We start from the raw sequence: 12,647 nt of genomic DNA on the forward strand, positions 1-12,647 counted from the left end.
GCCGGGCCGGGTCGCTGTCGGTGTGGCGTGCGGCAGACGATCTCCAGGCGTTCGTACGGTCGCCACCGCACGTGCGGTGGCCCTGGTGCGGGTGGAGCCTGGTGCTCCCGTGACAGGGGGCGGGAGCGTTCCGCCGTCAGGAGGTCTCGTACGGGATGATCTCGGCGAGCGTGGAGGCCCCGCCCATGCCGTAGTCCACGCGCAACCGCAGGTACCTGGCCGAGACCCCCTTCATGTCGACGTCGTGGGGAGCCGACATGCGCGGCCACTCGACCCGCTCGACGTCCCTGAACGTCGTGCCGTCCTCGCTCACCTGCACGACGCCCCGCTCGACGGTGCCGCTCATGTCGTACGCCAGCGTGGGCTGGAACCTGACCGCGGACAGGTTCCGCACCCGTCCGAGGTCTACCGTGATGGTGTGCGGCTGCGGCGCGACGCCGGAGCGGTAGTCGGTGAAGGGGTCGCCGTCGACCGCCCTGGCCGGGTCGCCGGTGCCGGGTTTGGAGACGGTGGCCGTCGCGCTGAGCTCAGCCGGAGGCACCGGGGTGCCCTCCGGAGGAGAAGGCCAGCCGCCGGGGGCGTCCTCGGGCTCGTCGGCCACGGCGGGCCGGTCGGGGCCCGTTCCCCTGCCGCGGATCACCACGTCGGTGACCACCGCGCTGTGGTCGGAGTAGAACGGGTAGGCCTGGTCGAGGGCGCTGCCCTGATGGCGGGGCAGGCGGCGGTCGTCGATGCGGGAGCCGAGGACGCGGACGTCCTTGCCGCGGGTGAAGATGTAGTCGATGCGGGCGGGCGCGGAGCGATAGCCGCTCTGCGGGCTCCAGGTGCGGCCGGGGTGGCGCCCGGCGTCGGGGTTGGCGTGGCGGAAGGTGTCGACGAAGCCGGAGTCGGCGAACATCTTGGTCAACGGCCAGGGCAGCACCAGGCCCGCGTGCCCGCGCGCGCCGGCGAACTGCTCGGTCCAGTCCAGGTACGGCCAGGCGTTGAGGTCGCCGCCCATGAGCACGGGGGCGTCGTCGTCACCGATGAAGGACGGCAGTGCCTTCTCCAGGATGGCCCTGCCCATGGCGACGCGGCGGAAGCGGTCGTCGTCGAGGAGTTGCGCGTCGGTCTTCGTCCGTGGCCGGCCGTAGATGTTCTGCACGGCCGCCTCGTGGACGTCCCAGTTGGCGGAGATCTCGTGCCAGGTCCACATGCTGAAGGCGTGGACGTGCCTGCCGTCGGGCAGGCCGAGCCGGGCGCCGCCGAGGTTGAACGAGGTGATGTCGGCGTCCGCGTAGCGCGGGTAGACCTTCTCCACCTTGAGCTTGGTGTACAGCCACAGGTTGTCGCCGTTGGCGCTGTAGTCCTCCGGCGTGGTGAGCCGCACGCCGGTGAACCGCTCATCCGCCGGCCGTCCGGCGTTCAGCCCGTCGAGGATCTTCTGCCCCGATCCGTACCCCTCGATCACGAACAGGACATCGGGGTCGACCTCGTTGATGTAGTCGATCATCTGCCGGAGATTCTCGCCCGTCTTCTCCTGGCCGTTGATCGTGCCTCCGACGAACAGGTTCCAGGACATCAGCCGTACGGGGGTGCCGACCTGCTGCTCGGGCAGGGTGGTGACGGAGGCGTCGAGCTTCACGCTCTGCCTGCGCGCGGGCAGGACGAAGGGCCGGCTGCGTACGGTCCCGGTCCGGCTGTAGAGGGTCTCCCGCGCCCATACCTGGTCGCCCCTGGTGACGGTGAGGGTGAATTCCTGCACGTGGTGCGGGCGCGGCCGGGCCGTGGCGACCGCCGTGCAGGTGCTGCCGGCGAGCAGCCCGTCACATTCCAGCCGGTACATCACGGGCGTGGCCGCGGCGCCGGCCGCCGCCGGTGCCGTGGTGAGCAGCCCGGTCAAGGCCAGAGCGGCGGCGAGAGGCGGGATGGATCTACGCATGGGCGTGTCCTCCTGGAAGGGGGGTGTGCGTTTTCCGCGGGAGCGGGGTGTCAGGCGAGCCGCTGGGGCGCCGCGGGGCGGGAGATCGAGCCGTCGGTGGAGAAGAAATGGTCGTCCACGTGCTCCAGCGCCAGGCAGGCCGCGCCGAGCGCGACGCATTCCTCGCCGAGTGTCGAGGACCGGATCTCGGGCACGCGCAGGCAGTGGGGTTCGAGCGCCCGGCGCAGGGCGGGCAGCAGGACGTCGGCCGAGCGGGAGAATCCGCCCCCCAGCACGACCAGTTCGGGGTCGAGGGTCAGAACCATGGCCGCGGTGCCGAGCGCGAGCTGGTGCGCGTAGGCGTTCACGGCCTCAAGGGCCTCGGGATCGCCGGCCCTGGCGGCCGTGAAGACCAGACCGGCGGCGTCCTCGGGCGTGGCGCCCCGTGCCGCGCGCGATCCCTCGAGGTGGGCGGCCATGGTGCGCCAGCCGGTCATCTCCATGAGGCCGACCTCGCCGCTGGCTCCGCTGAAGCCGTGGTGCAGGCGTCCGCTGAGGATGAGGGCGGCGCCTGGCCGGCGGCCCGCGTGCAGGTAGACGAGGTCGCGGACGCCCGACGCGATGCCGAGCCGCTGTTCGGCGAGGGCGGCGAGCTTGCTGTCGTTCTCGACGGTGATCGGGCAGGACAGCCGCTGCCCGAGATGGCCGATGAGATCGACCCCCGCCCAGTCGGGCAGGGACTCGACCCGGGTGACCACACCTTCCCTGTTGACGACGCCGATGCTGCCGACGGTGACGCCCCACAGGTCGCGGGTGCTCAGTCCGGAGGCGACGAGTGCGGCCTCGACGGCCCGCCACACGGCCTCCAGCCGCTCGTCGCGCGTGGTGCGCGCGTTCACCGCGACGCGGCCGCTGGAGACGGTACGGCCGGCCAGATCGGTGATCACGGCGAGGACCTTGTGCACGCCGACGTCGATGCCGAGCACATGGCCGGCGTCGGTCCGGAAGCGGTATCGCTTGGCGGGCCGGCCCAGACTCCCCGGAGCGGGCTCGACGTCGGTGATCCAGCCGAGTTCGTGCAGGTCGCCGACAACCTCGATGACGGAGTTGCGTGACAGCCCCGTCAGCGTGGCCAGCTCGGTGAGGGTCAGCGGTCCCGGCGCCGCACGCAGGACGCGAATGCTGCTGAGCGAGTTCAGCTGGCGCAGCCGCTGAAGGTCACCACCACCGACCTGCACAGGTTCTACCTCCCGTTAATTGCGGTCTCCGGATTAATACCTCTGGCACGCCCTCCGACGGGCCTCTGCCACCTGGATCATCTGATGCGGAGGGGCTTGACGGCAAGACCTCGATCGTGAATATCTATGAACTCCGCAATAAATCGGGGGTCGGCACATGACCGTGAAGTTGGCCGTCATCGGGGCGGGAGCCCGGGGCCAGATCTACGCCAGGGCGGCAGCCGCCGATGGCCGAACGCGGATCGTCGCCGTGGCGGATCCCGACCCCGCCAGGCGGGACGCGCTGGCCCGCGAGCACGGCCTGCCGGAACAGGCCCGCTTCACGGGCTGGGAGGAGCTGGCCGCCGTACCGAAGCTGGCCGACGCGGTGGTGATCGCCACCCAGGACAGGCTGCACGCCGGGCCTGCGGTGGCCTTCGCCGGGCTGGGCTACGCCGTCCTGCTGGAGAAGCCCATGGCGCCGACGGAACCCGAGGCTCGCAGGATCGTCGAGGCCGTCGAGCGGGCCGGGGTCGTCTTCGCGCTCGCCCATGTCATGCGCTACACCGCCTACACCCGGGCGTTCAAGCAGCTGGTGGACGGCGGCCGGCTGGGCGCGATCTCCAGCGTCCAGCACCTGGAACCGGTGGGCTGGTGGCACATGGCCCACTCCTTCGTCCGGGGCAACTGGCGCAACACCGCCCAGTCCGGGCCGATGTTGCTGACTAAGTCCTGCCACGACCTCGACTGGCTGCTGCACCTCCTCGGCGACGAGCCGATCGGCGTGGCCTCCTTCGGCTCGCTGACGCACTTCCGGCCGGAGAGCCGGCCGCCGGGCGCGGGCAGCCGCTGCGTGAGCTGCGCGATCGAACCCGCCTGCCCCTATTCCGCCAAGCGCCTGTATCTGGGGTGCCTGGGCGATCCGGATCGGGAGTTCTGGCCGCTCGGCCCCGTCACCTCCGACGCCACGACGGACGGTGTCATGCGGGCGCTGGAGGAGGGCCCGTACGGCCGCTGCGTCTACACCTGCGACAACGACGTGGTGGACCAGCAGGTGGTGATGCTGGAGTTCGCCGGAGGCACGACGGCGTCCTTCACGATGACCGCCTTCACCCCGCTCGAACACCGCAAGACGAGAGTCTTCGGCACCCACGGCTTCGCCGAGGGCGACGGCCGGAGCATCAGGATCGTCGACTTCACGACCGGCTTGGAGGAGAGAATCGACACCGCGACGCGCGCGGGCGCCTCGCTGGCCGACGGCCACGGCGGCGGCGACGCCGGACTGATCAAGGCGTTCATCGACGCCGTGGAGGCGGGCGACCAGGCGCCGCTCGGCGCCGGTCCGGCCGAGGCCCTGGCCGGGCACCTGGTCGTCTGGGCAGCCGAGCGCGCCCGCGCGTCCCGGACGGTGCAGGCCCTGTGACGACGATCCCGGCGCCCGCCCGCCTGTCCCCCGGCGAGGGGTGCTTCACCTTCACCGTCGCCACTGCGCTGGCCGCCGACCCGGTGCTGGCCAGGGCGGCGGCGTGGCTGCGCGCGAGCCTCCTGCCGGCCACCGGCCTGCCTCTGCCCGAGGGGCCCGGCGGCGTCGAGTTCCGTCTGGCCGGCGGGCTCGGGCCGGAGGAGTACCGGCTCACGGTCACGGAGAAGTCGGTGCTGATCGAGGCGGCGAGCCCGGCCGGCGCCTTCTACGGAGCGCAGACGCTGCGCCAGCTCCTCCACCCGGCCGCGTTCCGCAGGGGCCGCATCGCCGGCAGGACGTGGAGCGTCCCCGCCGTCTCGATCGCCGACGCCCCCCGGTACGGCTGGCGTGGCTGCCTCATCGACGTGGCCCGCCACTTCCTGCCCAAGAACGACCTGCTGCGGTACATCGACCTGCTGGCCATGCACAAGCTCAACGTCCTGCACCTGCACCTGACCGACGACCAGGGCTGGCGGTTGCAGATCAGGAAGTACCCGAAGCTGACCGAGACCGGCGCCTGGCGGCGCGAGTCGCCGCTGGGCGCCCGGCGGCACCGCCGCTTCGACGGCCGGCCGCACGGCGGCTTCTACAGCCAGGACGACATCAGGGAGATCGTCGCCTACGCCGCCGACCGGTTCATCACCGTCGTCCCGGAGATCGACCTGCCCGGCCACACGCAGGCCGCCATCGCCTCCTACCCGCAGCTCGGCAACCTCGCCACCCCGCCGGAGGTGGCCACGGAATGGGGCGTCAGCGAGAACGTGCTCAACGTCGCCGATGCGACCATCGCCTTCTTCCTCGACGTGCTGGAGGAGGTCCTGGAGCTCTTCCCCGGCCCTTACGTCTGCGTCGGCGGCGACGAGGTCCCCAAGACCCAGTGGAACGACAGCCTCGCCGCCAAGGAGCGCATTCGCGAGCTCGGCCTGCGCGACGCCGCGGAACTGCAGACCTGGTTCATGCGGCACTTCACCGACTTCCTGCGCGCCCGGGGGCGCAGACCGCTCGGCTGGGACGAGCTCCTGGAAGGCGGCCTGCCGCCGGGCGTCACCGTGGCCTCCTGGCGCGGCGAGAGGTGCACGACCATGGCCGCCCGGGCCGGCCATGACGTGGTCGTCTCGCCCTTCGCCGAGACCTACCTGGACTTCCGCCAGGCCGAGGGCGAGCAGGAGCCGGTGCCCATCGGCAGCGTGACCTGCCTGGAGACGGTGTACGCCTTCGACCCCGTTCCCGCCGCCCTCACCGAGGCGGAACGGGACCGGATCCTCGGCGCCCAGGCGGCGCTGTGGACCGAGCACATCGACTCGCCCCGGCTGCTCGACTACATGGCCTTCCCCCGCCTGGCCGCCTTCGCCGAGGCGGTGTGGAGCAGCGAGCGCGACCTCGAGGACTTCCTCGTCCGGCTCGCCGTGCACGAGAAGCGGCTCGACGCGCTGGGCGTGGAATATCGCCCGGCCGCCGGCCCGCACCCCTGGCAGCGACGCCCCGACGCCCCCGGCCACCCCCGGACCCGGGCGGAGATCGACGGCGAGCTCGCCGCCTGGACCGCGAACCTGCGGTTCTGAAGTCACCCCCCAACCTGGAGAAACCCGTGCGTCTTCGTCTCCCCCTGGCCGGGCTGGTCAGCCTGGCCGTTCTCACCGCGGGCTGCGGCTCTTCCGCCGAACCCGACGCCAACGGCAAGGTCACGATCAGCTACGCCATCTGGGACAAGAACGACCAGGCCGGCTCGGAGAAGATCATCGCCGCCTTCCAGCAGGCCCACCCGAACGTCACCGTCAAGCTGGAGATCACCCCCTGGGAGCAGTACTGGACCAAGCTCCAGACGGCCGCGTCCGGCGGCGCGGCCCCCGACGTCTTCTGGATGAACAGCCTCAACGTCCGCATGTACGCCAAGGGCGGCGTCATCGCCCCGCTCGCGGAGTCCGGGGCGGCGGGCCTGCCCGAGGCGGTCGTGGACGGCTACCGCTACGAGGGCAAGCTCTACGGCCTGCCGCACAACGTGAGCATCCCCGCGCTCTGGTACGACAAGAAGATCTTCGACGCGGCCGGCCTCGAGTACCCCACCGCCGACTGGACCTGGGACGACGTCACGTCCGCCGCCAAGAAGCTGACCGACCCGGCCAAGCAGCAGTTCGGCATCCTCGCCCCGATGTGGGACCAGGGCGGCTTCTACAACACCATGATCCAGGCCGGCGGGCACGTGCTCTCGCCCGACGGCAAGAAGAGCGGCTTCGACGACCCCGCCTCCATCCAGGGCCTCGAGTTCTGGACCGGCCTCATCAAGGACAAGGTCGCGCCCGTCGCGGAGGTGTACACCGACACCGACCCCATCCAGCTCTTCCAGTCGGGCAAGTACGGCATGTACTACGGCGGCGTCTGGTTCGCCTCCACCTACTGGGCCAATCCCGAGATTCGCGAGCGGATCGACGTGGCTCCCCTGCCCAAGGGGCCCGCGCGGGAGGCCGTCATCCTGCTCGGCCTGGCCAACGCCGTCTCGGCCAAGAGCGAGCACCCCGAGGAGTCGGCGGCCTTCGCCGCGTTCGTCTCCTCCGAGCAAGCGCAGAAGATCATCAGTGACAGCGGCGGCGGCGCCCTGTCGGTCCGTCCCGGCACCCAGGACGGCTGGTTCAAGGCCTTCCCCTCCTTCCACCTCAAGGAGACCTATGAGGCCTCGATGCCGCACGGCGTGCCGTACCCGGCGACGCTGAACACCGCGCAGTGGCAGGACGTGCAGAACAAGAAGCTCGCCGACGCCTGGTCCGGCAAGCGGCCGGTCGCCGACGTGGCCAGGGAGATCGCGGCGCAGATGAACGAGATCCTGGCCAAGGAGTAGACGGATGCACTCCAGGCGCGAGTGGGCGTGGGGATACCTCCTCATCGCCCCCATGGCGCTGGGCCTGGCCGTCTTCTACCTGTGGCCCATCGCCCAGACCGTGTACCTCAGCTTCACCGAGTCAGGCGTGTTCGGCGGGCAGACCTGGGTGGGGACGGCCAACTTCACCACCCTGCTCGGCGACGAGGAGATGCTCGGCGCGCTTCGCAACACCCTTCTCTACGCCGTGCTCGTGCTGGCCGGCGTACCGCTGTCCATCGTCGTCGCGGCCCTGCTCAACGTGCCGGGGCTGCGTGGCCTGAGCGTCTACCGGACCCTGTACTTCCTGCCCGTCGTCACCATGCCCGCCGCGGTCGGCCTGACCTGGCGCTACCTGTTCAACGGCGACTTCGGCGCGATCAACCACCTGCTGGGCGCGATCGGCGTCGACGGGCCGTACTGGGTGGGCGATCCCGACTTCGCCCTCTACGCGATCGCGATCGTCGGGGTCTGGAGCACGATCGGCTACAACGCCGTGCTGTTCCTGGCCGGGCTGCAGGGCATCCCGCGCCCGTACTACGAGGCGGCCTCGATCGACGGGGCGGGAAGGGTGCGGCAGTTCTTGCGCATCACCCTCCCGCTGCTCACCCCCACCACGTTCTTCGTCCTCGTGATCACCATGATCAACGCCTTGCAGGTCTTCGACCTGGTCTTCCTCATGATCGACCTCAAGAGCCCGGCGCTGAGCGGCAGCCGCACGATCGTCTACCTCTTCTTCGAGAAAGGGTTCGTGCAGAACCAGCGAGGGCTCGCCGCGGCCATCGCCGTGGTGCTGCTCGGGCTGATCCTCGTGCTGACCGCGATCCAGTTCCGGCTGCAGAAGAAGTGGGTGCACTATGAATAGGCCGAGGACCTGGCCGGCCCACGTGCTGCTGGCCGCGGGCGCGCTGGTGATGCTGGCGCCTTTCGCCCTGCAGCTCGTGGTCTCGTTGCAGACCCTGCCCGACTCGCTGCGCGTGCCTCCACGGTTCACGCCCTCCTGGCAGTGGTCGAACTTCGCCGACGTCTTCCGTACCGTGCCGCTGGCCCGGCAGTTCCTCAACACCGTCGTGGTCACCGCGGCCGTCACCGCCGGGCAGCTGCTGCTGTGCTCGCTGGCCGCCTACGCCTTCGCCCGGCTGCGCTTCCCCGGCCGCGGCGCCATCTTCCTGCTCTTCCTGGCCGTCCTCATGGTTCCCGGCGAGTTGTTCATCATTCCGCGTTACGAGATCATGCAGGGGCTCGGCTGGCTCAACACCCTGCAGGCGCTGATCGCGCCGGGCGTCTTCGGCGCCTTCGGGACGTTCCTGCTGAGACAGTTCTTCCTCACCCTGCCCAGGGAGCTCGACGAGGCCGCCCGCCTGGACGGGGCCAACCCGTTGCAGGTGTACTGGCACATCATGCTGCCGCTGGTCAGGCCGGGCCTGCTCGCCCTCGGACTGCTGACCGTCATGTGGTCGTGGAGCAGCCTGCTGTGGCCGCTGGTGGTCAACACCGACCCGGAGATGATGACACTCTCGGCGGGGCTCGCCTCGCTGCGCGGCCAGTTCCAGACCAACTTCCCCATCCTGTTCGCCGGCGCCGTCGTGGCCTCCCTGCCGGTGATCGTCCTCTTCGTGGTCATGCAACGGCACTTGATCGCGGGCATCGCGTTCACCGGCTCGAAAGGTTAGCCGATCGGCACGGCTCAGTGACGGCCACCGGGCATCCTGCCATGCCACCGTGTTCGGCTCACTGACGCACGGCGGACGGCCCGGTGGCCGAGTCATCTCACTGGACGGTGATCAGGCCCCGCTGGTAGGCGCGGACGAGGCGCCGGGGCACGAGGAGCTCCCGCCCGTTCACGGTGATCGGGACGAGGCCGGGCGCCGTGGCCTTCCACTGGCTGCGGCGGTGCCGGGTGTTGCTGCGCGAGGTCTTGCGCTTGGGGACGGCCATGGTTACCAGCTCGCCTTCGTGATGCCGGGCAGCTCGCCACGGTGGGCCATCTCCCGGAACCGCACCCGGGAGAGCCCGAACTTGGTCAGGTGCCCGCGAGGGCGGCCGTCGACGGAGTCGCGGTTGCGCACGCGGGTGGCGCCGGCGTCGCGCGGCTGCCGGGACAGCTCGCGTACGGCGTCCGCCCGCTCCTGCGGCTTGCCGGTGCGGATGACCTCCTTGAGCCGCGCGCGCCGTTCGGCGTAACGCAGGACGACGGCCTTGCGCCGCTCATTGGCGGCGATCTTGCTCTTCTTCGCCATCAGATCTTCTCTCCCCTGGCGCGGATCCGCGCGACGGCCGCCTCGACGCCGATCCTGTCGATGATCTTGATCGCGCGGGCGCTGACGGTGAGCCGGACGTAGCGGTCCTCGCTGGGCAACCAGTAGCGACGCTGCTGGATGTTGGGGTTCCAGCGGCGACGGGTGCGGCGGTGGGAGTGGGAGACGTTGTTGCCGAAGACCGGCTTGACGCCGGTGAGCTGGCAGTGCGCGGACATCAGGCCTTCCCGTAGCGCTGGTTGAACCGCTCGACGCGCCCGGCGGTGTCGAGGACGCGGCTGCGGCCGGTGTAGAACGGGTGACTCGCCGACGACACGTCGACGTCCACCACCGGGTACGTGTTGCCGTCGGTCCACTCGATCGTCTTGTCGCTGCTGATCGTGGAGCGGGTGAGGAACGCGAAGTCCGCACCGGGGTCGCGGAAGACGACCGGCCGGTACTCCGGGTGGATGCCCTTCTTCATCGTTCCTCCCGGAAGAGGACGTGCCGACGAATGGTCGGGTCGTACTTGCGCAAGGTGAGCCTGTCGGGGGTGTTCCTGCGGCTCTTCCTCGTCACGTACGTGTAGCCGGTGCCGGCCGTGGATCGGAGTTTGATCACTGGTCGCACCTCATTTCTAGCCAAAACGGTTCCTTCCCATGGGCGAACTCATGCCATGATAACGACAACGATTTTCATTGTTGCAACTGGAGGCTTCATGCCGGCCCTCATAGCCCTCGTCGCGGGCATGGACGCCACGGCGCGTACCGCCACGATCCAGCGGCTGCGCGCAGCTGCGTCACCTGCACCGTGCGCGAGGACCTGCTCCCCCCAGCTCGTCAGGCTCCCGCCCGGCCGCGTCACCGGCGTCACCGTCCAGCAGCAGCGGCTGATCGCCAAGGCCGTCAAGAACGCGCGCGAGGCGGCTCTCCTCCCCTACGCCTCGCGCACCGGCACCTGAACCTGTTGGAGGCACTGTGCCCATTCCCGTCGCCCTCGTCGGGGGCCTGTACGGCTGCGCCCGGGCCGAGGCGGTCGATCGCCTGCTGCGCCGCCATCCAGGAGCCATCGCCATCGGTCACGGCATCACGGCGGGCCAGGCCGAGCGGGTGGCCCGCGACTCCCCCGGCGCGCCGCTGCTGATCATCGACCTCGGGGACTCCGTCGAGCCGCGCCCCGTGGCCGAAGCCCTGGCCCGCGCCGGCCATCTCCGCCTGTCCTGCGTGCACACGGCGCTGGACGCCGGGCACCTGCCCGTGGACATCTGCCGGGGCGACCGCCTGGCCGGCACCTGCCGGACCGCGACGGCCGGCGATCAGCGGCACCTGGCCGAGGTGCTGGCCCGCCAGATCGAGTACGCCACCAGCCTGTCGCTGCACGGAGGCGACGCCGAGGACGCCGAGCTGTCGGCCGCCGTGCTCGGCCACCTGGCCCCGCACACGCCGATCGTCACCGTCCCCGACCCCACGGGGCCCACGCTGGACGTCCGCGAACTCGCCGAACGCGTCGACCCGGCCACCGCCCAGTTCCCCGCGGACGGGCGGTCCGGCGAGGTCACCACGGTCGTCTGGCACCGGCTGCGCCCGCTCCACCCCGGCCGGCTGTTCGACGTCATGGACGAGCTCGTCACCACCACGGTCCGCTCTCGCGGCCGGTTCTGGCTGGCCAACCGGCACGAACGCATGCTGGCGTGGGACGCCGTGGCCGGGGTGGTCTCCGTACGGGACGCCGGCCCCTGGCTGGCGGCACTGCCCGAGGCCGCCTGGGAGCTGGTCTCCCCGGCCCGCCGGGCCGCCGCCGCCCTGGACTGGAACCCGATCATCGGCGACCGCGTCCAGCACCTGGTCTTCACCGGGCCTGACATCGACCACGACCGCATCTGCGGCCTGCTCGACTCCTGCCTCACCGATCACGGGGACCTGCTGCCGGGCGCCGCGGCGTGGGCCCGTTACGACGACCCCTTCGCCCGCGTACTGAACCTGGAGGAGAGCACGTGAAGCCTCAAGTGAGCGACGAGTACGAACGTTCCGCGGAGTTCGTGGACGTCATGCTCGCCGCGCCCTGGACGGCGCTGGCCCCCACGCTGGCCGAGGCGCTGCGCGGAGCCCCCGGGCCCGTCGTGGACGTGGGCGCCGGAGGCGGCCACGGCACCCGCGTGATCGCGCGGACACTGCCGGAGGCGGAGATCCACGCCGTGGAGCCGTCGCCAGGGCTGCGCGCGGTCCTGCTCGCCAGGGTCAACGACGACCCCGGCCTGCGCCACCGCGTGACCGTGCTGCCGGGCGGCCTGCTCCAGGCCACGCTCCCGCCCCGCCTGGGCACGCTGGTCGCCATGAACGTCATCGGCCACTTCGGCCCCCGCGACCGCCGTACGATCTGGCGGCTGCTGGCCGAACGCCTGCTGCCCGGCGGCCGGGCCGTGCTCAACCTCCAGCCTCCGGCCGAACCCGTCGCCGTGCCGCTGAGCCGGTTCTCCGAGCTGCGCATCGGGCGGCGACGGTACGAGGGCTGGGGCCGCGCAGAACCCTCCGGGCCCGACCAGATCACCTGGCACATGACCTACCGCGCCTTCCAGGACGGGAAACCGGCCGAGGAGGTGGAGGTCGAGTACGCCTGGTGGCTCCTCGGCCCGGACCGGCTCAAGGCCGAACTCGCCGAACACGGCCTGCATGCCACACCTACCGGCCCGACCGAGCTGGGATTGTGGTGCATCACCGGATCACCCGTGTGAGGCGTGGCACGGGACGGCAACCCTGTGGACCTCTGTGCGGCTCCGCCGGTCACCACCATCTCGTCTGCCGTGTCTGCGGGGTGGTGGCGGAACGGCAGGAGAAGGAGGTCGTGGACGGTTTCGTGGCCGAAGAGGTCCGCGGAGCCCGCGCGACCTGCGAGCGGCCCCTGACTCTCCTGATCTCGGAGGGCGCCGGTGAAATTGAATATGAAAGTCATTACCGCTAGCATGCCGCGTCGTGTACTTAGG

General features: G+C 70.8%; 15 protein-coding genes. 8 read left to right on the forward strand and 7 right to left on the reverse strand.

All coding sequences use genetic code 11. The annotated features are described in order from the left end of the window. Window positions 1–136: 136 nt before the first annotated feature. On the reverse strand, window positions 137–1,921 hold the full coding sequence (locus AB0K12_RS46590; RefSeq protein WP_364575465.1) for an endonuclease/exonuclease/phosphatase family protein: 1,785 nt from the start codon (window positions 1,919–1,921) through the stop codon (window positions 137–139). Window positions 1,922–1,971: 50 nt separating this feature from the next. Then, window positions 1,972–3,138, reverse strand: a complete 1,167-nt coding sequence (locus AB0K12_RS46595) for an ROK family protein (protein WP_364575467.1) — start codon at window positions 3,136–3,138, stop codon at window positions 1,972–1,974. A gap of 157 nt (window positions 3,139–3,295) precedes the next feature. Between AB0K12_RS46595 and AB0K12_RS46600 the strand changes: the two genes are divergently transcribed. Genes AB0K12_RS46600 through AB0K12_RS46620 form a run of 5 tightly spaced genes read left to right on the forward strand, consistent with a single transcriptional unit; the run spans window position 3,296 to window position 9,103 of the window. Continuing rightward, the gene (locus AB0K12_RS46600) at window positions 3,296–4,540 is read left to right on the forward strand and encodes a Gfo/Idh/MocA family oxidoreductase (protein ID WP_364575469.1); all 1,245 of its coding nucleotides are present in this window, start codon (window positions 3,296–3,298) and stop codon (window positions 4,538–4,540) included. After that, a complete protein-coding gene (locus tag AB0K12_RS46605) occupies window positions 4,537–6,141 on the forward strand; it encodes a beta-N-acetylhexosaminidase (RefSeq protein ID WP_364575471.1) in 1,605 nt (534 codons plus the stop codon). The genes AB0K12_RS46600 and AB0K12_RS46605 overlap by 4 nt, the downstream gene beginning before the upstream one ends. Window positions 6,142–6,167: 26 nt before the next feature. Further along, window positions 6,168–7,412 carry a sugar ABC transporter substrate-binding protein gene (locus tag AB0K12_RS46610; RefSeq protein WP_364575473.1) on the forward strand — a complete coding sequence of 415 codons (1,245 nt, stop codon included), beginning with the start codon at window positions 6,168–6,170 and terminating at the stop codon, window positions 7,410–7,412. Between the two features lie 4 nt (window positions 7,413–7,416). Continuing rightward, on the forward strand, window positions 7,417–8,295 hold the full coding sequence (locus tag AB0K12_RS46615) for a sugar ABC transporter permease (protein WP_364575475.1): 879 nt from the start codon (window positions 7,417–7,419) through the stop codon (window positions 8,293–8,295). After that, the gene (locus AB0K12_RS46620) at window positions 8,288–9,103 is read left to right on the forward strand and encodes a carbohydrate ABC transporter permease (protein ID WP_345408640.1); all 816 of its coding nucleotides are present in this window, start codon (window positions 8,288–8,290) and stop codon (window positions 9,101–9,103) included. The genes AB0K12_RS46615 and AB0K12_RS46620 overlap by 8 nt, the downstream gene beginning before the upstream one ends. Window positions 9,104–9,200: 97 nt before the next feature. Here the strand turns inward: AB0K12_RS46620 and rpmF are convergent, their stop codons facing one another. The 5 genes from rpmF to rpmG are packed head-to-tail and all read right to left on the reverse strand — an operon-like array spanning window position 9,201 to window position 10,312. Continuing rightward, window positions 9,201–9,368 (reverse strand): 50S ribosomal protein L32, encoded by a 168-nt coding sequence (gene rpmF / locus AB0K12_RS46625; protein ID WP_364575478.1) that lies wholly within the window; start codon window positions 9,366–9,368, stop codon window positions 9,201–9,203. 2 nt (window positions 9,369–9,370) lie between these two features. Continuing rightward, a complete protein-coding gene (gene rpsN / locus AB0K12_RS46630; RefSeq protein WP_364575479.1) occupies window positions 9,371–9,670 on the reverse strand; it encodes a 30S ribosomal protein S14 in 300 nt (99 codons plus the stop codon). After that, window positions 9,670–9,906: a 50S ribosomal protein L28 gene (gene rpmB, locus AB0K12_RS46635; RefSeq protein ID WP_364575481.1), complete on the reverse strand. Its 237-nt coding sequence runs from the start codon at window positions 9,904–9,906 to the stop codon at window positions 9,670–9,672. Before rpmB ends, rpsN begins: the two co-directional genes overlap by 1 nt. After that, window positions 9,906–10,151, reverse strand: coding sequence for a type B 50S ribosomal protein L31 (locus tag AB0K12_RS46640; RefSeq protein WP_364382248.1), 246 nt, complete (start codon window positions 10,149–10,151; stop codon window positions 9,906–9,908). The genes rpmB and AB0K12_RS46640 overlap by 1 nt, the downstream gene beginning before the upstream one ends. Then, a complete protein-coding gene (gene rpmG, locus AB0K12_RS46645; protein WP_364382251.1) occupies window positions 10,148–10,312 on the reverse strand; it encodes a 50S ribosomal protein L33 in 165 nt (54 codons plus the stop codon). The genes AB0K12_RS46640 and rpmG overlap by 4 nt, the downstream gene beginning before the upstream one ends. Before the next feature lie 73 nt (window positions 10,313–10,385). Between rpmG and AB0K12_RS46650 the strand changes: the two genes are divergently transcribed. Genes AB0K12_RS46650 through AB0K12_RS46660 form a run of 3 tightly spaced genes read left to right on the forward strand, consistent with a single transcriptional unit; the run spans window position 10,386 to window position 12,398 of the window. Then, the gene (locus AB0K12_RS46650) at window positions 10,386–10,628 is read left to right on the forward strand and encodes a hypothetical protein (protein ID WP_364575484.1); all 243 of its coding nucleotides are present in this window, start codon (window positions 10,386–10,388) and stop codon (window positions 10,626–10,628) included. 16 nt (window positions 10,629–10,644) lie between these two features. Further along, window positions 10,645–11,664 carry a GTP-binding protein gene (locus AB0K12_RS46655; protein ID WP_364575486.1) on the forward strand — a complete coding sequence of 340 codons (1,020 nt, stop codon included), beginning with the start codon at window positions 10,645–10,647 and terminating at the stop codon, window positions 11,662–11,664. Next, window positions 11,661–12,398: a class I SAM-dependent methyltransferase gene (locus AB0K12_RS46660; RefSeq protein ID WP_364575488.1), complete on the forward strand. Its 738-nt coding sequence runs from the start codon at window positions 11,661–11,663 to the stop codon at window positions 12,396–12,398. Before AB0K12_RS46655 ends, AB0K12_RS46660 begins: the two co-directional genes overlap by 4 nt. Window positions 12,399–12,647: the final 249 nt, after the last annotated feature.

The organism is Nonomuraea sp. NPDC049419, assembly GCF_040676995.1.
Classification (GTDB): Bacteria; Actinomycetota; Actinomycetes; order Streptosporangiales; family Streptosporangiaceae; genus Nonomuraea; species Nonomuraea salmonea.

Bases quoted from the DNA above. Each gene is read 5' to 3' on its own strand.
- AB0K12_RS46620 (WP_345408640.1), top strand. From the start codon at position 8,288: ATGAATAGGCCGAGGACCTGGCCGGCCCACGTGCTGCTGGCCGCGGGC.
- AB0K12_RS46650 (WP_364575484.1), top strand. From the start codon at position 10,386: ATGCCGGCCCTCATAGCCCTCGTCGCGGGCATGGACGCCACGGCGCGT.
- AB0K12_RS46600 (WP_364575469.1), top strand. From the start codon at position 3,296: ATGACCGTGAAGTTGGCCGTCATCGGGGCGGGAGCCCGGGGCCAGATC.
- rpmB (WP_364575481.1), bottom strand. From the start codon at position 9,906: ATGTCCGCGCACTGCCAGCTCACCGGCGTCAAGCCGGTCTTCGGCAAC.
- AB0K12_RS46590 (WP_364575465.1), bottom strand. From the start codon at position 1,921: ATGCGTAGATCCATCCCGCCTCTCGCCGCCGCTCTGGCCTTGACCGGG.
- AB0K12_RS46640 (WP_364382248.1), bottom strand. From the start codon at position 10,151: ATGAAGAAGGGCATCCACCCGGAGTACCGGCCGGTCGTCTTCCGCGAC.
- rpmF (WP_364575478.1), bottom strand. From the start codon at position 9,368: ATGGCCGTCCCCAAGCGCAAGACCTCGCGCAGCAACACCCGGCACCGC.
- AB0K12_RS46615 (WP_364575475.1), top strand. From the start codon at position 7,417: ATGCACTCCAGGCGCGAGTGGGCGTGGGGATACCTCCTCATCGCCCCC.
- rpsN (WP_364575479.1), bottom strand. From the start codon at position 9,670: ATGGCGAAGAAGAGCAAGATCGCCGCCAATGAGCGGCGCAAGGCCGTC.